We start from the raw sequence: 17,648 nt of genomic DNA on the forward strand, positions 1-17,648 counted from the left end.
AAACAGGTTAATAGTTTTTTTATATCCAAAAATTTCTATATATCTGTGATCGCGATCACCCTGATAACTTCATGTTGATTTTTTGTTGTCAAAATCGGCCTAAACCCTTTATCTGACAAGACACACCTCTCCCATCACCGTAGATAAGACCAGCTATTTTTCAGAATATGGGCTATATCACTGCACCAGGCGGCAAATAGCAGAACATATCGCCAAAACCTAATCATGACCGGTCATTACCAGTCGAAAAAACTACCTTTACTCATTGCATGAAATTTAACGCTGAATAACATTTATATAAACCGACGATTATACCACCCAAGATATATGTAACAGATTATTACAAACGTATTGCCAGATGGAGCAGGATAGTGAACATTACCCGCCGTTTCTCCTCCCAAAATAACTATAAGGCGTATGGACTACGGCCATCACGCTATGAACACCCCCGTTAATATGGGATGTAAAAAAAGAGGTATATGTGTCTACTGCAAACAATAAACCAACAGATGAAAGCGTAAGTCTTAACGCTTTTAAACAACCAAAAGCGTTCTATCTCATCTTCTCTATCGAGTTATGGGAGCGTTTTGGTTATTACGGCCTGCAAGGGATCATGGCGGTTTACCTGGTAAAACAGCTGGGTATGTCCGAAGCCGATTCCATCACGCTGTTCTCCTCCTTCAGTGCTCTGGTTTACGGTCTGGTCGCAATCGGCGGCTGGCTGGGTGATAAAGTTCTCGGTACTAAACGCGTTATCATGCTGGGTGCCATTGTACTGGCAATCGGTTATGCGCTGGTTGCGTGGTCTGGTCATGATGCTGCTGTCGTGTATATGGGCATGGCGACCATCGCCGTGGGTAACGGGCTGTTCAAAGCGAACCCGTCTTCCCTGCTCTCTACCTGTTACAGCAAAGATGACCCGCGTCTGGACGGTGCATTCACCATGTACTACATGTCCGTGAACATCGGTTCCTTCTTCTCCATGCTGGCAACACCGTGGCTGGCCGCTAAATTCGGCTGGAGCGTGGCGTTCTCCCTGTCCGTGGTCGGTATGCTGATCACCGTAGTCAACTTTGCCTTCTGCAAACGCTGGGTTAAAAACTACGGTTCAAAACCTGACTTCGAACCCGTACATGTGGGTAAACTGCTGGCGACCATTGTAGGCGTTGTGATCCTTGCTGCAATCGCGACCTGGCTGCTGCACAACCAGGGTATCGCACGTGCGGTTCTGGGTGTGGTTGCACTGGGTATCGTGATTATCTTCGCGAAAGAAGCCTTCGCCATGCAGGGTGCTGCACGTCGTAAGATGATTGTGGCGTTCATTCTGATGCTGGAAGCGATTATCTTCTTCGTACTGTACAGCCAGATGCCAACCTCTCTGAACTTCTTCGCTATTCGTAACGTTGAGCACTCAATTCTGGGTATCGCATTCGAACCGGAGCAGTATCAGGCCCTGAACCCGTTCTGGATTATGATTGGCAGCCCAATTCTGGCCGCTATCTATAACAAGATGGGTGACCGTCTGCCAATGCCGCACAAGTTTGCCATCGGCATGGTGTTGTGCTCCGGCGCCTTCCTGGTGCTGCCACTGGGTACCAAATTCGCGACTGATGCAGGTATCGTTTCCGTTAACTGGCTGATCCTGAGCTACGCTCTGCAGTCTATCGGTGAACTGATGATCTCCGGTCTGGGTCTGGCGATGGTTGCACAGCTGGTACCACAGCGTCTGATGGGCTTCATTATGGGTAGCTGGTTCCTGACCACTGCCGGCGCAGCAATCATTGCAGGTAAGATTGCAAACCTGATGGCCGTTCCGGATAACGTCACTGACCCACTGGTCTCTCTGAACGTCTACGGTACTGTATTCATGCAGATTGGTATCGCTACAGCAGTCATCGCTGCTCTGATGCTGCTGACGGCACCGAAACTGAATCGTATGACTCAGGACGACGACAAGACCGCTAAAGCGACTAAAACCGCTACCGCGTAATATCATTGAGAAACGACATAACAGAAGCCGCTAATGCATTAGCGGCTTTTTTTTTACCCGTTCGCGCACTAACATAGCTGAAACCTCAGCAAAAAGGAGTTACCGATGAAACTGTTCTACAAACCGGGCGCGTGCTCTCTTGCTTCCCATATCACCCTGCGCGAGAGCGGCAAAGATTTTACGCTGGATGGCGTTGATCTGATGAAGAAACGTCTGGAAAACGGTGATGATTTTCTTGCCATCAACCCGAAGGGACAAGTTCCGGCACTGTTGCTGGATGACGGTACTCTGCTGACCGAGGGTGTGGCGATTATGCAGTTTCTGGCAGATAGCGTGCCCGATCGCCAGTTACTGGCACCGGTAAGTACGGTTTCTCGCTATAAAACGCTGGAGTGGCTGAACTACATTGCGACCGAGCTGCACAAAGGCTTTACGCCGCTGTTCCGTCCCGATACGCCAGAAGAGTACAAACCCACCTTGCGTGCGCTTCTTGAAAAAAAGCTGCAGTACGTTAACGAATCGCTGAAAGACGACCAGTGGATTTGTGGTTCGCGTTTCACAATTGCCGATGCGTACCTGTTTACCGTACTGCGCTGGGCGCGCGCGGTTAAGCTGAACCTGGAAGGGTTAGACCATATTGCATCGTATATGACGCGCATGGCAGAACGTCCTGCGGTAGCTGCAGCGCTGAAAGCGGAAGGTCTTAACTAACATCGCCCGGCGGCGCGGCGCTGGCACGGGCCTACGGGTTGAGTAGGCCGGGTAAGCGCAGCGCCACCCGGCATATTTTAAAGCTGCGTTGCGCTAAAATAGTGTTCCGGCTTAGCAATACGATCCTGTGCCGCAACGACCTGTAATTCATACTCCTGCATTTCTTTCGTCGCAATCATGATTTCGTATACCGCCGCGGTGACATGCTCCAGGGCATCTCGCAACGTTGCACCCTGCAGCAGTTTCACCAACAGCAGACCGCTGGTCACATCCCCAACCCCTACCGGCTGACGTGGGCCAAAATCCACCAGCGGACGGCTGATATGCCAGGCATCGTCTTTCGTCACCAGCAGCATCTCAAAACGGTCCTTACTAAGCCCTGCACGCGCGAGATGTTTCACCAGCACAGTTTCTGGCCCCAGAGCTATCAGCTCGCGGGACGCGCTTACCGCCTCTTCTAGGCTGTTAACGGGATGCTCGCAAAGGATCTCCAGTTCGACCAGATTTGGCGCAATGATATCGCTGGCGGGCAGCGCATGGCGAACATGAAACTCTGCGACACCCGGTGCCACGATGCAGCCTTTCTCCGGATGGCCCATAACAGGGTCACAGAAGAATTTTGCCGCTGGGTTTGCCGTTTTCACCTGGCGAACAATACCGAGGATATGCTCTCCCTGCTCTGCTGAACCGAGATAACCGCTCAGTACCGCGTCACAACGTTTGAGCTGGCCGATATCGGCAATACCTTGCACAACTTCCGTGAGGTGTGAAGGCGGCATTACGCAGCCGGTCCATTGGCCGTATTGCGTGTGGTTGGAGAACTGTACGGTGTTGAGGGGCCAGACGTTGGCACCGAGGCGGCGCATTGGAAATTCCGCGGCGCTATTGCCAGCATGTCCGAAAACAACGTGGGACTGAATGGCGAGGATGTTCTTCATTTTTTTCTTACCAAACCCTGTAAAAACAAAAGGGGCGTGGTTTCCCACGCCCCTGGCTACTTTTAATTATTTCCAGCAGATCAGACAGTAATTTTTCTTGCCGCGACGCAGCAGCGTGTAGCGACCATACAGACGATCGCTGTCAGTGAAGGTGTATTCCGGGTCGGACTGCTTCTCACCATTGATGGTGATAGCGTTAGACGCAATGGTTTTACGCGCCTGACCACGGGAAGGCTGCAGCTCGGAGTCCACCAGCGCCTGCATCAGGTCAGCACCTTTTTCCATCTCGACCATTGGCACGCCGTCCTGCGCCAGCTGTTCGAAGTCCGCTTCGCTCAGATCGCTCAGTGTGCCGTTGAACAGGCTTGCCGTGATACGTTTTGCCGCGGCCAGACCTTCTTCACCGTGAACCAGTTTGGTCACTTCGTCCGCCAGCACGTACTGTGCACGTGGCGCCTTACCGCTATTTTTGTCCTCTTCTTCCAGGGCATTGATTTCTTCAATGTCCATAAAGGTGAAGAACTTCAGGAAGCGGTATACATCGGCATCAGCCGTGTTGATCCAGAACTGGTAGAATTTGTACGGGCTGGTCTTTTTCGGATCAAGCCATACCGCGCCACCTTCGGTTTTACCGAATTTGGTCCCGTCGGCTTTGGTGATCAGCGGAACGGTCAGACCAAAGACCTGGTTCTGGTGCAGACGACGGGTCAGGTCAATACCGGAGGTGATGTTACCCCACTGGTCAGAACCGCCAATCTGCAGGGAAACACCGTGCAGTTTGTTCAGACAGGCAAAGTCATAACCCTGCAGCAGGTTGTACGAGAACTCGGTGAAGGAGATACCCTGGTCATCACGGTTCAGACGCTGCTTCACGGCTTCTTTGTTAATCATCTGGTTAACAGAGAAATGCTTGCCGATGTCACGCAGGAAAGTCAGCACGTTCATGCCGCCAAACCAGTCATAGTTGTTCGCGGCAATGGCGGAGTTATCACCACAGTTGAAGTCGAGGAACGGTGCAACCTGTTTGCGGATCTTATCCACCCACTCCTGCACGGTATCTTCGGTATTCAGTTTACGCTCAGCGGCTTTAAAACTTGGGTCACCAATCAGACCTGTCGCACCGCCAACCAGGGCAACAGGTTTATGGCCCGCCATCTGGAAGCGTTTCAGGCATAACAATGGAACAAGATGCCCCAAATGCAAGCTGTCAGCGGTGGGATCGAAGCCGCAATAGAGCGCGATCGGGCCTTGCGCCAGTCGCTCTGCTAACGCTTCCTCGTCCGTCACCTGAGCCACGAGGCCCCGCTCTTGCAATTGTTTAATCAAGTTACTGCTTGCCATCAAATTCTCCATGTATAAACGACTGCACCTTTGCCGGTACACGACTTTTCGCCTGATGCGAAAGTACCATAGAATAAAGCGCAAGCGCGGTGTGCGCTAGCGCTTAAATCAACAAATTTCGGGGATTACGGTGCCAGTCTGTCGATTTTCCAGCCGCCATTGTCGCGCTGGTATAAAAAGCGATCGTGCAGGCGATGTTCGCCCCCCTGCCAGAACTCCATCTGCTCAATCGGGATGCGGAAACCGCCCCAGAAACTCGGCAGAGGGATTTCACCCTGCTGGAACTTCTGTTTCAGCTCAAGAAATTTGCTTTCCAGCACGCCGCGAGCTGAAATTCGGCTCGACTGTTTTGAGACCCAGGCGCCAATCTGGCTGTCGCGCGGACGGCTGTGGAAATACTTCACCACTTCCAGCGTCGAGAGACGTTCCGCTTTGCCTGTCACCATGACCTGACGCTCCAGCATATGCCAAGGGAACAGCAGGCTGATACGCGGATTGTTTTCCAGATGATGTGCTTTGCGACTGCCCAGGTTGGTGTAGAACACCAAACCTTTCTCGTCATAATGCTTGAGCAATACGATGCGCTGATACGGTTGACCGTTTTCATCGACCGTTGCGACAACCATAGCCGTTGGGTCGGCCAGTTTCGCTTCGCAAGCCTGTTTCAGCCAGCGTTCAAAAAGCACGAGGGGTTCAGCGGGAAGGTCCTGGCGACGCAGGCCACCTTTGGTGTATTCACGGCGCAGATGCGCGATTTGCTGCAGTTCGTCGTTATCTGACATGGCGTTAGCTGACATTGAGATTGGGTGGCGCTATTGTGCGCCGCCCCTGTAAAAATCTCAACGCTTCGGATTTTCGAGCTGACAATTGTTCAGCACGATACGGTCACGTTTGTAGACCGTGGCGCTGTCCCCTTTCGACCAGAAGACATAGATACCATCGGTATAACGTGCACCGGAGGCCGAGATGCCCTGCTTCAGGGTCAGCAATTTATTGTCGAACACAAAACTGGCTTCCTGGCGCGGGTTATTCAGCTTAATGGTCAGCGGCTTTTCATCGCAACGATACTCCAGCGTATCGGTCTGCATACGCTCAACGAGTTGGTTATAGACGCTGCACCCTGACAGCAACAAAGGCGCGACAATAAGAAGAAGTTTTTTCATGAGCGTATTCCGACGACTTTCCTGGTCCTGGAGGGCGTGACTGCCCTCCTGTTTTTATTCCATTCTAACGACAATACGCGACGCTGAATTTCAGTTAACTCTGATTCTGACGAGGGTTGGCCGGGAAAATGGCACCAAGGACGCTCGCCTCACGCGCACCGGTTACCGACGGTAAATTGCCCGGTAGCCCGGCAATCGTGCGCCAGGCAAGCCATGCAAAGGCCAGCGCTTCCATATCATCTCCACTGATACCCGCTTCATCCGTCGTCGTGACTTCTGTACCCGGCAGTAGCCCGGCAAGACGCGCCATCACCAGCGGATTTCGGCTTCCTCCCCCGCACACCAGCAGACGTTCGCATCCGCCACTGAGAAGCACCTGTTCAGATATCGACACGGCCGTTAACTCAGCAAGTGTTGCCTGGACATCCTGCGGCGAGAGTGCCGGGAATTGCGCCTGCTGGCGCTCAAGCCAGCCATAGTTGAAATATTCGCGCCCCGTGCTTTTCGGTGCCGGTAGTGCAAAATAAGGGTCGCTTAACATGGACTGCAACAGCGGAATAATCACTTTACCCGCGCTCGCCCACTCCGCGTTTTTATCATACGGTTGACCGCACTGACGCCAGATCCAGGCATCCATTAACATATTGCCCGGGCCGGTATCGTAGCCACGTACGGGCTGTCCCGGGATGAGCATGGACAGATTGGCGATACCACCAATATTGAGCACCATACGGCGTTCTGAAGGGTGCGCCAGTAAAGCCTGATGGAAAGCGGGCACCAGCGGTGCACCCTGTCCTCCAAGCGCAATATCGCGACGACGAAAATCGCCCACCACCGTTACACCGGTCTTTGCCACAATCTGGTTGTTATCACCAATTTGCAGGGTATGCGGTGCTTCGCCACCTGGCTCATGCCAGACAGTTTGTCCGTGACACCCAATGGCAACCACATCCTGTGGACGAAGATGTTCTTTGTGCATTAACGCCTGTACCGCATCAGCAAACAGCGCTCCCAGGCGTACATCGAGCTGCCCTAGCTGGGAAAGGGTGAGTTGCTGCCCCTGACAGATACTCAGAATATCCTCTTTCAGTGAAATGGGGATTGGCCAGGTCAGGCTCGCCTGCTGCGCCACCATGTTTTCATCAATGGCGGCCAGAACGACATCTACCCCATCCAGACTGGTGCCTGACATCACACCAATGTAGCGACCCGATTTCATGCGCTTTCCTTACGTTGCGTGGGCTAAGAGTATCCACTCAACCATAAACAGCGCTGCTTTGCTATCCGGCGATAATATTTTTTAACAATGTCAGACGGGTAACACGTGCGAAGACTGTTTATGTCTCGTTAAGTCAAATTCAAGTACAATTTTCCCATTGTTAGTGCAAAGATATGAACTATGGCCCCTTATGCCATATAATTTAGCCATAACGGATGCCCTCAATCGGGCGTTTTTGGTGAACAGGAGATTCAAATGATTTTACGTGTACTGGGCGTTTCGCTGATTGGTTTAACTCTGGCTGGCTGTGTGAATGACAGTTCACTTTCTGGCGACGTTTACAGCGCTTCTGAAGCGAAACAGGTTCAGAATGTGACTTACGGTACCGTTGTTAATGCCCGTCCTGTACAAATCCAGGGTGGTGATGAAAACAACGTGATGGGTGCAATCGGCGGTGCTGTGCTGGGTGGCTTCCTGGGTAATACCGTCGGCGGTGGTACAGGCCGCTCTCTGGCGACCGCAGCAGGCGCCGTTGCCGGTGGTGTAGCAGGCCAGGGCGTTCAGGGTGCGATGAACAAAACCCAGGGTGTAGAGCTGGAAATCCGTAAAGATGATGGCAGCACCATCATGGTTGTTCAGAAACAAGGTAGCACGCGTTTCTCTGCAGGCCAGCGCGTTGTTCTGGCGAGCAACGGAAGCCAGGTTACCGTTTCTCCACGTTAATTCGTTTTTGGATGTGGTCACCAGGCCACATCCATTTACAAAAATATAATATTAATTAATACTTTCACACAAATATATACTTAACTTATTATTAATTAGTCTTGATATTGTTCCTGCGCAAAGTATTTATAAAATTCATTAGTTAAACTCATCGCAATTGCTTTTTTTTTTATTTATTATAATTTTGTTAAAACTTATATGCTTGCGATGAATAATTGTGTGAAGAACCGTTATTTCTTATTCTGTATCGGCTGCATTGCCGTCATTGGGCTATTGCAGGGTTTATTTTTAGAACTTGTCGAACGGGTACCGTCGTTCTCTCCGTTATTATTCCCTACACTGACCATTTTCTTACTGGTATTTCACCTGTTTATTGCCTGTTTTATGGCAATGAAATACTGGTGTGATCGAAGAAGGTTGTATCTGATTGCAATTGCCTTAGCCTTTGCCGGCTCGGCGATGATGATGGTAGGAACGCTATCCAGCTTCCCTTCCTGGTTAGCTCTCTATCAGTTCAATGCAGTTAACTATAATGATGCCATGATCTTCTTTATGTTCCGCCATCTTATCATGGCAGTTCTCATCATCCTTTCAGCCTTGCTTTATACCATCCGGGATTACCCGCTTTCACGTCCGGTACATATTTCCATCGTGACTGGCGGATTTATCTTTACTGTTTCTATGGTGGCTCTGGCGTGGTTTTGTTCCAGTCATTCATCACTGTTATTACTGGATCTTGTCGATAATGAAACCCGGCAATTTATGGTTCTCTGGAGCCAGGCCATTAATATTCTTCTTATTGTTCTCTGGATAGTAACGTTAGCAACACTAATGTTTATTACCCGGGTACGTAACCTTTTCTGGGTTGGCGGTAATTTCTTATGCGTCTGTTATATTGTGACGCTGACAATGCTACTGGCTGGCGGACACGCTGAAGATATCGCCTGGTATCGGGCCCGATTATTTGAAACAGTTGCTACGCTGCTTATTATTTTTGTTCTGCTTTATGATGTCTTCAGGTTGTATCGTGACTCACATTTAAAGTATCAGCAATCGTATCAGAACTCGATTCGCGATCCGCTCACCCGGCTTTATAACCGCAGTTATTTCTATGAATCATTAAATCAGGCCCTGGATATCGCCAAAGCCGGTCGTCCTGTTTCTGTTATCGTCAGCGATCTCGACCGCTTTAAGCGAATCAACGACAACTATGGGCATCTCCAGGGAGACAAAGTGTTGCAGTTTGTCGCTCATCTGCTGATGGATTCCGTGCGCCCACAAGATATTGCGGCCCGTATCGGTGGCGAAGAGTTTGTACTGATGCTGGCTAACACCTCTTCAGAAGAGGCTTACAAGGTGGCTGAACGCATACGGCTCAATCTGAGCGGCTTTGATAAGGCCAGCAGCGAGGGGCAGTTACCAGAACCGATCACTATCAGCATGGGAATATTTACGGCAACCTCATCAGGGATTACTGCAGAAGAGTGCGTGGAAAGTGCCGATAAGGCAATGTACGAAGCAAAAGAGACAGGCCGTAACCGCGTAGTCGTCTTTAAATGAAAAAGGCCTTGCTGTTGCAAGGCCCTTTGGAATGTCAGTCGCGCGACTGCAGCTCATGGATGTTTTGTTCCAGGCGACCAATAAGGCTGATGAGCATTTCAAGCTCCGCCGGAGAAACACCCGAGAGGATTTCACCCCGCGTTTTGGTAATCACGGCTTCCATTTCAGTAATGATGGGAGTCGCTTTCTCTGTGAGTTTAATCCGCTTAGCGCGACGATCGCTGGCGCAGGTTTGCCGGGAGATGAGTCCCTTCTCTTCCAGCTGGTCAAGCGTACGCACCAGCGACGGTTGCTCAATACCTATCGCTTTTGCCAGTTGAATTTGCGACTGTTCAGGCGGCAGCTGATGAATGTTATGCAGCGTAACCCAATGTGTCTGTGTCAATTCCAGAGGTTTCAGGCGATGGTCAATCAGAGCACGCCAGACGCGTACCAACCTTGCCAGATCAGAACCTAATGGCGATTCCAATTTCATCTCCTTATAATTAGCTTGCTAAGTTATTATACTGATTTTAGAATAGTGTGCAGCATTTATATTGCCAAAACAAATGCAATACTGCATTCATGGAACTTAAAAGTATGACTTACACTGAATTGTGATACCTCATCATACTAAGACAAGCCATTGTGACATTCTGTTCACTGCAAAGGATTTCTACCTGTGACGTTTTTTCATCACTCAGAAGGTTTGCCCCTTCAGGACTTGATCTTCGGTGCATCAGTCTACTTTCCGCCTCTGTTTAAAGCCGTACTGGTAGGTTTTATTCTCTGGCTCATCGCACATCGTCTGCTTCGTGACTGGATGTATTCCGGCGAAATCTGGCATCCCATGTTGATGGATCTCTCCCTGTTTGCCCTCTCCGTGTGTCTGGGCCTTGCTGTCTTGCTGGTGTGGTGAATATGCCCCTGAAAACGCTGAAGTACTTTTCCACGTTGTTTGTCCTCGCTCTCGCGCTGGTTGCAGGCTGGTGGCTGTGGAATTTTTATATGCAATCACCCTGGACGCGTGATGGCAAAATTCGCGCTGAACAGGTCAGCATTACTCCCCAGGTTTCAGGGAGTATCACGGCGCTTCTTGTTAACGATAACCAGTATGTTAAAAAGGGGGACGTGCTATTCCGTATCGACGATACCCCGTATCACATTGCGATTCTGAATGCCCAGGCTCAGCTGGCAAAAGCCCAGTCTGACTTAGCGAAAGCCAACAACGAGGCAAACCGCCGCCGACATTTATCGCAAAATTACATCTCTGCAGAAGATTTAGATACTGCGAATATCAACGTTAAGGCCATGCAGGCAAGCGTCAATGTGGCTGAGGCTACGCTGAAACAAGCCCAGTGGGAGTTAACCCAAACCGTTATAACATCGCCTGTCGACGGATGGGTGACCAACCTTTCAGCGCGTGTGGGTAACTATGCCACTACCGGACAGCCGGTGTTTGCCCTCGTCGACAGCCACTCCTTCTATGTCGTGGGCTATTTTGAAGAGACCAAACTTCGCCATATCCGCGAGGGTTCTCCGGCAACCATAACCCTTTATAGCAGCTCGAAAAAGTTACAGGGTCACGTATCCAGTATTGGTCGGGCGATATACGATCAAAGCGTTGAAACGGATTCCGGCCTGGTACCGGACATTAAGCCGAACGTTCCCTGGGTGCGTCTGGCTCAACGCGTTCCGGTTCGCGTAGAGTTTGACCGTCTACCGCAGGAAATCACCCTGGTATCCGGCACGACCTGTACCGTCTCCATCGGAACCCGTTAATGAAACTGCAGGTGCTCTCCTGGCGTAACACGCCGTGGATGAAAGCGACGCGTCCCCAGTGGCGCTATGCGCTGCGTAATGGCATCGCGATGTGTCTTGCGCTGACCATCGCCTATTACCTGAACCTTGATGAACCCTACTGGGCGATGACCTCTGCGGCGGTGGTGAGTTTTCCCACGGTTGGAGGTGTTATCAGTAAAAGCCTCGGTCGTATCGCAGGCAGCCTGCTGGGTGCCACTGCAGCGTTAATTATCGCCGGTCATACGTTGAACGATCCATGGCTGTTCTTGCTGAGCATGGCGGCATGGCTGGGATGCTGTACCTGGGCCTGCGCTCATTTTACCAACAACGTCGCCTATGCTTTCCAGCTGGCGGGCTATACCGCCGCCATCATTGCCTTTCCGGTGGTTAACGTACTCGATACCACCGAACTGTGGGATATCGCTCAGGCGCGCGTCTGTGAAGTGATTGTCGGTATCCTCAGCGGCGGGTTTATGATGATGATCCTGCCCAGTACGTCGGACGGCACCGCGCTCATCACCGCGCTGAAAACCATGCATGCCCGATTGCTGGAGCACGCAAGCCTACTGTGGCAACCTGATACCAACGATGAGATCCGTCTCGCCCATGAAAAGGTCATCGGGCAGATCCTGACCATGAATCTGTTACGCATCCAGGCCTTCTGGAGCCATTACCGCTTTCGCCGTCAGAATACCCTGCTTAACTTTCTGCTGCACCAGCAGCTGCGCATGACCAGCGCTATCTCCAGCCTGCGCCGGATGTTACTCAATTGGCCGACGCCACCAGAAAACACCCGTGCGGTGATTGACGTACTGCTCGCAACGCTTGCACGCCCGGATGCGGACATCTACACCGTCGCGAAGATCATTGCGCCGCTCGCCCCGGTCGATGAGTACGATTATCGTCATCGCGCCTTCTGGCAGCGTCTTAATTATTTTTGCCGGCTGTATCTGCGAAGCAGCCGCTGGATTAACGCCGTCGAGAATGCCACCCCGGTGACTGAATTCAACGTCCCGGGTAGTCCAGCGCTCGCACGCCATACAGACTATCTCGAAGCACTTTGGAGCGGCTTTCGCACCTTCTGCGCACTGATGCTGGTGGGGGCGTGGAGCATTGCCACGCAGTGGGACTCCGGTACAGCTGCCCTGACGCTCGCTGCCATCAGCTGCGTGCTTTACTCCGTTGCTGCCTCACCGTTTAACTCTCTTACGCTGCTGATGCGCACCCTGGTATTACTGTCGTTGTTCAGTTTTGTGGTGAAGTTCGGCCTGATGGTGCAGATAAGTGACCTGTGGCAGTTCCTGCTGTTTCTGTTTCCGCTGTTAACCACCATGCAGCTTCTGAAGCTGCAAATGCCCAAACTGGCGGGGCTATGGGGACAGTTGATTGTTTTTATGGGGTCGTTTATTTCCGTGACGAATCCGCCGGTTTACGATTACGCCAGTTTTCTCAATGACAACCTGGCGAAGATCCTCGGTGTCGGACTGGCCTGGCTGGCCTTCGCGGTGTTACGCCCCGGTTCAGATGCGCGCAAGAGTCGTCGGCACATCCGGGAGTTACGCCGGGGGTTTGTCGACCAACTCAGTCGTAAACCGCATCTGAGTGAAAATGAGTATGAATCGCTGGTTTATCACCATGTCAGCCAGTTGAATAACAGCCAGGACGCACTTTCCCGCCGCTGGCTGTTGCGCTGGGGCGTAGTGCTGTTGAACTGTTCGCACGTCGTCTGGCAGCTTCGCGTATGGGAAACACGCTCTGATCCCCTCTCACAGGTTCGGGATGTTTGCATCTCCCTGCTACGCGATGTCATGAGTGAACGCGGTGTCCAGCAACGTCCCCTCGAAGCCACACTGGCTGAGCTGCAGCGGATCTGCGATACCCTCGCGCGGCACCATTTGCCCGCTGCTCGAGATTTGGCCTCGATCATCTGGCGCCTGCACTGCTCGCTGTCGCAGCTGGAGCAAGCGCCTCCTCCGGGAACCATTGAGGATCAAATTACGCCGCAGGCATAACGCACTCCGCCACCGCCAAGTGGTTTAGGCTGATCGGACATATTGTCACCGCCAACATGGATCATCAGCGCTTTGCCTTTAATCTCAGCCAGCTTTTTCAGCCGTGGTGCAACGACGGGTTCCGTGGCTTTGCCGTCGTTATTCACCACCAGCACAGGGAGATCGCCGAGATGCCCCATCCCGTTCGGACCTTCGTGTTTACCTGAATGCTGAGGATCAAAGTGGCCGCCCGCCGACTCCGCCGCCGAGGCCTTTCCCTCTTTCAGTGCAGGCTGACAGCTACCGTTGGCATGAACATGGAAACCATGTTCGCCGGGTGGGAGTGCTTTGAGGTTGGGTGCGAACTCCAGTCCTTTGTCGGTTTCGGTTATTTTCACCGTTCCGATTGACTGCCCCACACCCTGAGAGGTGACAAGATTCATTTCCACTTCATCACTGGCCGCCTGCGCACCAGCGCAGACTACCAGCGTGACGAGCGCCAGAGCAAAACGCTTCATATGACCTCCACGGGTTATTTTTTGCCCCTTAAGTTTATACCAGGGGCAAACATTTCACCGGAAAGTCACTTTTTGCTGGTTTACGGTACGTCGTAGCCGAGTGCGGCTTTACGGATGCGGAACCACTGCTGACGGGTCATCTGCAGCTCTTCTGCCGCAATCGCAGAGCGTACGCGTTCAATTTTACCAGAACCAATAATTGGCAGTGGTTTTGACGGCAGGCGCAGGATCCACGCGTACACCACTTGTTCGATGCTCTCAGCATTGAGCTCGCGGGCGATGGTTTCCAGTTCATTGCGCAGCGGCTGGAATTCATCGTCATTAAACAAGCGTCCCCCTCCCAGGCACGACCACGCCATCGGGCGAATGCGCAGCTGTTGTAGCTGGTCAAGCGTCCCATCCAGCAGCAGCGGCTGGTGAACCGGGGATATCTCGACCTGGTTAGTGGCCAGGGTAAATGGCAGGCGCGACTGAAGCAGCGCAAACTGTGCCGGGGTAAAGTTTGAGACGCCAAAATGACGGACTTTCCCGCTCTGATGCAGATTCAGAAACGCTTCGGCCACTTCATCGGCATCCATGAGCGGATCGGGACGGTGGATTAACAGCAGGTCGATATGATCCGTCGCCAGATTGACCAGCGACTGCTCAGAACTTTTGATGATATGCGCACTGTCGGTGATGTAATGACCGAGGGCATGCTCAGGTTTTGCCGTGGTGGCAATACCGCACTTCGTGACGATCTCCATGCGTTCGCGCAGGGCCGGAACCAGCTTGAGCGCCTCTCCGAACGCGGCTTCACACTGGTAGCCACCATAAATATCGGCATGATCGACCGTGGTGATCCCTAAATCGAGATGCTCTTCAATAAAGCTCGCCAACTGGAGGGGGGACATATTCCAGTCCATCAGGCGCCAGTAGCCCATCACAAAACGGGAGAATTCTGGCCCCTGGGGGGCAAGGGTAATTCGCTGAACCATAACATTTTCCTCAAGGACGTGATGTCATGAGTATACGCAATTACCGTGTTAAAAAAGTGAAGGTTGCTGGGGTTCTTCTGCCTCACCCGCTTTATTTGCGCGTATTTTGCGCAGAAGTCGCTGTCGGCAGAGTCGCAGCACCTCCTGTTTTTGCGTGTCGCTAAAGGTTTGCCAGTTGAAACGTTCATCACGGGTACGCATGCACCCGCGGCAATATCCACGTTCATCTACCTGACAAATACCCCGGCACGGGCTCTGGATGGGGAAAAACTCCAGTTGCTCTGCCACACTCACCTCCAGATTACCGCTATCACTTACAGTGAAGACGTTAAACATGCCGCGTGCAAGGGCTTTACCACAGATTTGTGGCATTAAGGTTTCACTAATCTTCCCTCTCTATACTCGCCCCATCATTAAAATGACAGGTTTTTCATTCGATGCGGTTAATTAAAAAGTTACAGTGTAACGACATTAAATTTACTCTTGGCTGTGCGCTCTTCTTTACCCTGGTAAACGCGCTATTTATACAACGCAGTTGGGCAATTATCGCCCCCGCTCATCTTCACGATATCCTCTTTGCCGCTACCGTACCGCTGGTGCTGTTTTGCGGCTGGGTGATTGTGTTTAGCCTGCTCAATATTCCCTTTATTCGCAAGCCGCTGCTGATTTTGCTGACGCTCGGGTGCGCCGCTGCCACCTACTTTATGTACACCTACGGCGCGGTTATCGATCAGAACATGATCGTGAACGTGTTCGAAACGAACTCCCAGGAAGCCACCGCCCTGGTAACGCCACAGATGATTTTGTGGATTGTTGTTGCCGGTCTCATTCCATCCGTAGTGCTGGTATTGACCCGCATTCGTACCGGGAAATGGTGGTATGCCCTGTTGATGCGCGTTGCCGCAATGCTCGGTGCCCTGCTGGTGATTATCCTTATTGCCGCCGTATTTTATAAAGATTACGCGTCGCTGTTTCGTAATAACAAAAGCATTGTCAAAATGGTCACCCCCGCGAACTACGTCAGTGCCGTGATGAAATACAGCAAAATGCGCTGGTTTGCAGGCGATCAGACGCTGGTGCGGATTGGCGAAGATGCACACAAAGGACCCTTGATTTCAGGTCAGCAAAAGAAAACCGTTCTGGTGCTTGTCGTCGGCGAAGCGTCACGCGCGGCGAACTACTCCCTGAACGGCTACGAACGCGAAACAAACCCGGAACTGAAAAAGCAGGATGTGATTAACTTCCCGCAAGCCTCCTCGTGTGGTACTGAAACCGCGGTATCCGTTCCCTGCATGTTCTCCGGCATGACGCGCAGCAAATACGATGCTGACCTGGCTCATCATCGGGAAGGACTGCTCGACGTGCTCAAGCATGCGGGTATCAATCTGCTGTGGCGCGACAACGATGGCGGCTGTAAAGGTGCCTGCGATCGCATCCCCCATACCGACATGACGCAGTGGAAACTGGATCAGTTCTGCAAAGACAAGTCCTGCATCGACGACGTGAATTTCTACCGCCTGGACAACGTCCTGGATGGCCTGAAGCAAGATACCGTTCTGGTTATCCACCTGATGGGCAGTCACGGCCCCGCGTACTATCGCCGTTATCCGGATAATTTCCGTAAATTCACCCCAACCTGCGACACCAACGAAATCCAGGATTGCGATCATCAGGCGCTGATAAACACCTATGACAACACGATCCTGTATACCGACAGCGTGGTCAGTAAAACGATTGATACGTTGAAAGCACGACAGGCAAGCATGAACACTGCGCTGATTTACCTCTCAGATCACGGCGAATCGCTGGGTGAAAGCGGTATCTATCTGCACGGTACACCGTACATGCTGGCACCGGAACAGCAAACACACATTCCGTTTATGTTCTGGTTGTCACCGGACTATGCGAAAAATTTTGGCATCAACGAGCAGTGTTTACGTGACCATGCGGCAAAAAATGCGGTTTCTCAGGACAATTTGTTCTCGACTGTACTGGGCATGATGGACGTGAAATCAACGGTTTATCAACAGCAACTGGATATTCTGCACGCGTGTCGTCAATAAACTTGCTTGCATTAGACCGAACGGTCTATTAGAGTGCGGCCATGAGCAGAAATACTGAACACGATACCCGCGAACATTTACTGGCGACCGGCGAGCAACTTTGCATGCATCGCGGATTCACCGGTATGGGCCTGAGCGAGCTATTAAAAACCGCTGAGGTACCGAAGGGGTCGTTTTACCACTACTTCCGGTCCAAAGAGGCGTTTGGCGTCGCAATGCTGGAGCGTCATTATGCTGGTTATCACCAGCGTCTGGCGACCCACTTTGCATCGGGTAAAGGTAACTATCGCGATCGTGTTTTGAACTACTATCAGGAAACGCTGAACCAGTTCTGCCAGCAGGGCATTATCAGCGGATGTCTGACGGTAAAACTTTCTGCTGAAGTGTGCGATCTCTCCGAAGACATGCGCACGGCAATGGATAAAGGTGCCAGTGGTGTTATCGCCCTGCTGGCTCAGGCACTGGAGAAAGGCCGCGATGAAAAAACGCTGGCCTTTTCCGGTGAGCCTTTAACTCAGGCGCAGGTGTTATACGCCCTCTGGTTGGGCGCTAATCTGCAGGCCAAGATTTCGCGCAGTGCCGTGCCGCTGGAAAGCGCACTGGCACATGTGAAAAACAGCATTACTACGCCTGGCGTTTAACAGGCGTTTTTATTTACCTCATTACTAGTCG

General features: G+C 51.9%; 18 protein-coding genes. 9 read left to right on the forward strand and 9 right to left on the reverse strand.

The features are described 5' to 3' along the window. The first annotated feature begins 481 nt into the window (after positions 1-481). Positions 482-1,990, forward strand: coding sequence for a dipeptide/tripeptide permease DtpA (gene dtpA / locus JGF26_RS00330; protein WP_028017307.1), 1,509 nt, complete (start codon positions 482-484; stop codon positions 1,988-1,990). A gap of 105 nt (positions 1,991-2,095) precedes the next feature. Then, positions 2,096-2,701, forward strand: coding sequence for a glutathione transferase GstA (gene gstA, locus JGF26_RS00335; protein WP_028017306.1), 606 nt, complete (start codon positions 2,096-2,098; stop codon positions 2,699-2,701). A 77-nt stretch (positions 2,702-2,778) separates the two neighbouring features. Here gstA and pdxY read toward each other — a convergent pair whose 3' ends face one another. The 5 genes from pdxY to anmK form a co-directional block, all read right to left on the reverse strand. Then, positions 2,779-3,639, reverse strand: a complete 861-nt coding sequence (gene pdxY, locus JGF26_RS00340) for a pyridoxal kinase PdxY (RefSeq protein WP_134707595.1) — start codon at positions 3,637-3,639, stop codon at positions 2,779-2,781. Between the two features lie 66 nt (positions 3,640-3,705). Further along, positions 3,706-4,980, reverse strand: coding sequence for a tyrosine--tRNA ligase (gene tyrS / locus JGF26_RS00345; RefSeq protein ID WP_028017304.1), 1,275 nt, complete (start codon positions 4,978-4,980; stop codon positions 3,706-3,708). Positions 4,981-5,105: 125 nt separating this feature from the next. Next, entirely contained in the window at positions 5,106-5,762 is a 657-nt protein-coding gene (gene pdxH / locus JGF26_RS00350) for a pyridoxamine 5'-phosphate oxidase (protein ID WP_028017303.1), read from the reverse strand. Between the two features lie 57 nt (positions 5,763-5,819). After that, on the reverse strand, positions 5,820-6,143 hold the full coding sequence (gene mliC, locus JGF26_RS00355; protein ID WP_134707594.1) for a C-type lysozyme inhibitor: 324 nt from the start codon (positions 6,141-6,143) through the stop codon (positions 5,820-5,822). A 94-nt stretch (positions 6,144-6,237) separates the two neighbouring features. After that, positions 6,238-7,362 (reverse strand): anhydro-N-acetylmuramic acid kinase, encoded by a 1,125-nt coding sequence (gene anmK / locus JGF26_RS00360; protein ID WP_134707593.1) that lies wholly within the window; start codon positions 7,360-7,362, stop codon positions 6,238-6,240. Positions 7,363-7,617: 255 nt separating this feature from the next. On the opposite strand from anmK, the gene slyB reads away from it, so the two are divergent. After that, positions 7,618-8,085, forward strand: coding sequence for an outer membrane lipoprotein SlyB (slyB, locus tag JGF26_RS00365; protein WP_008500578.1), 468 nt, complete (start codon positions 7,618-7,620; stop codon positions 8,083-8,085). Between the two features lie 198 nt (positions 8,086-8,283). After that, positions 8,284-9,645 (forward strand): GGDEF domain-containing protein, encoded by a 1,362-nt coding sequence (locus JGF26_RS00370; protein ID WP_134707592.1) that lies wholly within the window; start codon positions 8,284-8,286, stop codon positions 9,643-9,645. Between the two features lie 34 nt (positions 9,646-9,679). Here the strand turns inward: JGF26_RS00370 and slyA are convergent, their stop codons facing one another. Further along, complete coding sequence (slyA, locus tag JGF26_RS00375) at positions 9,680-10,120, reverse strand: transcriptional regulator SlyA (protein WP_028017299.1); 441 nt, start codon at positions 10,118-10,120, stop codon at positions 9,680-9,682. A gap of 186 nt (positions 10,121-10,306) precedes the next feature. Between slyA and JGF26_RS00380 the strand changes: the two genes are divergently transcribed. Genes JGF26_RS00380 through JGF26_RS00390 form a run of 3 tightly spaced genes read left to right on the forward strand, consistent with a single transcriptional unit; the run spans position 10,307 to position 13,439 of the window. Next, positions 10,307-10,543 carry a DUF1656 domain-containing protein gene (locus JGF26_RS00380; RefSeq protein ID WP_028017298.1) on the forward strand — a complete coding sequence of 79 codons (237 nt, stop codon included), beginning with the start codon at positions 10,307-10,309 and terminating at the stop codon, positions 10,541-10,543. A 2-nt stretch (positions 10,544-10,545) separates the two neighbouring features. After that, a complete protein-coding gene (locus tag JGF26_RS00385) occupies positions 10,546-11,406 on the forward strand; it encodes an HlyD family secretion protein (RefSeq protein WP_108090105.1) in 861 nt (286 codons plus the stop codon). Beyond that, positions 11,406-13,439, forward strand: a complete 2,034-nt coding sequence (locus tag JGF26_RS00390; RefSeq protein ID WP_134707591.1) for an FUSC family protein — start codon at positions 11,406-11,408, stop codon at positions 13,437-13,439. The genes JGF26_RS00385 and JGF26_RS00390 overlap by 1 nt, the downstream gene beginning before the upstream one ends. Here JGF26_RS00390 and sodC read toward each other — a convergent pair. The 3 genes from sodC to JGF26_RS00405 all read right to left on the reverse strand — a co-directional run bounded on the left by sodC (position 13,418) and on the right by JGF26_RS00405 (position 15,249). After that, entirely contained in the window at positions 13,418-13,936 is a 519-nt protein-coding gene (sodC, locus tag JGF26_RS00395) for a superoxide dismutase [Cu-Zn] SodC (protein ID WP_028017295.1), read from the reverse strand. The genes JGF26_RS00390 and sodC overlap by 22 nt on opposite strands. Positions 13,937-14,016: 80 nt before the next feature. Continuing rightward, entirely contained in the window at positions 14,017-14,913 is an 897-nt protein-coding gene (locus JGF26_RS00400) for an aldo/keto reductase family oxidoreductase (RefSeq protein WP_134707590.1), read from the reverse strand. Between the two features lie 48 nt (positions 14,914-14,961). Further along, positions 14,962-15,249, reverse strand: coding sequence for a DUF1289 domain-containing protein (locus JGF26_RS00405; RefSeq protein WP_161788399.1), 288 nt, complete (start codon positions 15,247-15,249; stop codon positions 14,962-14,964). 101 nt (positions 15,250-15,350) lie between these two features. On the opposite strand from JGF26_RS00405, the gene eptA reads away from it, so the two are divergent. Both eptA and JGF26_RS00415 read left to right on the forward strand, forming a co-directional pair. Then, a complete protein-coding gene (gene eptA / locus JGF26_RS00410) occupies positions 15,351-16,976 on the forward strand; it encodes a phosphoethanolamine transferase EptA (RefSeq protein WP_134707589.1) in 1,626 nt (541 codons plus the stop codon). Between the two features lie 41 nt (positions 16,977-17,017). After that, positions 17,018-17,617: a TetR/AcrR family transcriptional regulator gene (locus JGF26_RS00415; RefSeq protein ID WP_049006325.1), complete on the forward strand. Its 600-nt coding sequence runs from the start codon at positions 17,018-17,020 to the stop codon at positions 17,615-17,617. Positions 17,618-17,648: the final 31 nt, after the last annotated feature.

This window comes from Enterobacter sp. E1, from assembly GCF_016809815.1.
Classification (GTDB): domain Bacteria; phylum Pseudomonadota; class Gammaproteobacteria; order Enterobacterales; family Enterobacteriaceae; genus Enterobacter; species Enterobacter adelaidei.

Coding starts and splice junctions, on each gene's coding strand:
- pdxH (WP_028017303.1), bottom strand. CDS start 5,762: ATGTCAGATAACGACGAACTGCAGCAAATCGCGCATCTGCGCCGTGAA.
- JGF26_RS00390 (WP_134707591.1), top strand. CDS start 11,406: ATGAAACTGCAGGTGCTCTCCTGGCGTAACACGCCGTGGATGAAAGCG.
- eptA (WP_134707589.1), top strand. CDS start 15,351: ATGCGGTTAATTAAAAAGTTACAGTGTAACGACATTAAATTTACTCTT.
- gstA (WP_028017306.1), top strand. CDS start 2,096: ATGAAACTGTTCTACAAACCGGGCGCGTGCTCTCTTGCTTCCCATATC.
- mliC (WP_134707594.1), bottom strand. CDS start 6,143: ATGAAAAAACTTCTTCTTATTGTCGCGCCTTTGTTGCTGTCAGGGTGC.
- JGF26_RS00385 (WP_108090105.1), top strand. CDS start 10,546: ATGCCCCTGAAAACGCTGAAGTACTTTTCCACGTTGTTTGTCCTCGCT.
- anmK (WP_134707593.1), bottom strand. CDS start 7,362: ATGAAATCGGGTCGCTACATTGGTGTGATGTCAGGCACCAGTCTGGAT.
- JGF26_RS00370 (WP_134707592.1), top strand. CDS start 8,284: ATGCTTGCGATGAATAATTGTGTGAAGAACCGTTATTTCTTATTCTGT.
- sodC (WP_028017295.1), bottom strand. CDS start 13,936: ATGAAGCGTTTTGCTCTGGCGCTCGTCACGCTGGTAGTCTGCGCTGGT.
- tyrS (WP_028017304.1), bottom strand. CDS start 4,980: ATGGCAAGCAGTAACTTGATTAAACAATTGCAAGAGCGGGGCCTCGTG.
- JGF26_RS00415 (WP_049006325.1), top strand. CDS start 17,018: ATGAGCAGAAATACTGAACACGATACCCGCGAACATTTACTGGCGACC.
- JGF26_RS00400 (WP_134707590.1), bottom strand. CDS start 14,913: ATGGTTCAGCGAATTACCCTTGCCCCCCAGGGGCCAGAATTCTCCCGT.
- slyB (WP_008500578.1), top strand. CDS start 7,618: ATGATTTTACGTGTACTGGGCGTTTCGCTGATTGGTTTAACTCTGGCT.
- slyA (WP_028017299.1), bottom strand. CDS start 10,120: ATGAAATTGGAATCGCCATTAGGTTCTGATCTGGCAAGGTTGGTACGC.
- JGF26_RS00405 (WP_161788399.1), bottom strand. CDS start 15,249: ATGTTTAACGTCTTCACTGTAAGTGATAGCGGTAATCTGGAGGTGAGT.
- pdxY (WP_134707595.1), bottom strand. CDS start 3,639: ATGAAGAACATCCTCGCCATTCAGTCCCACGTTGTTTTCGGACATGCT.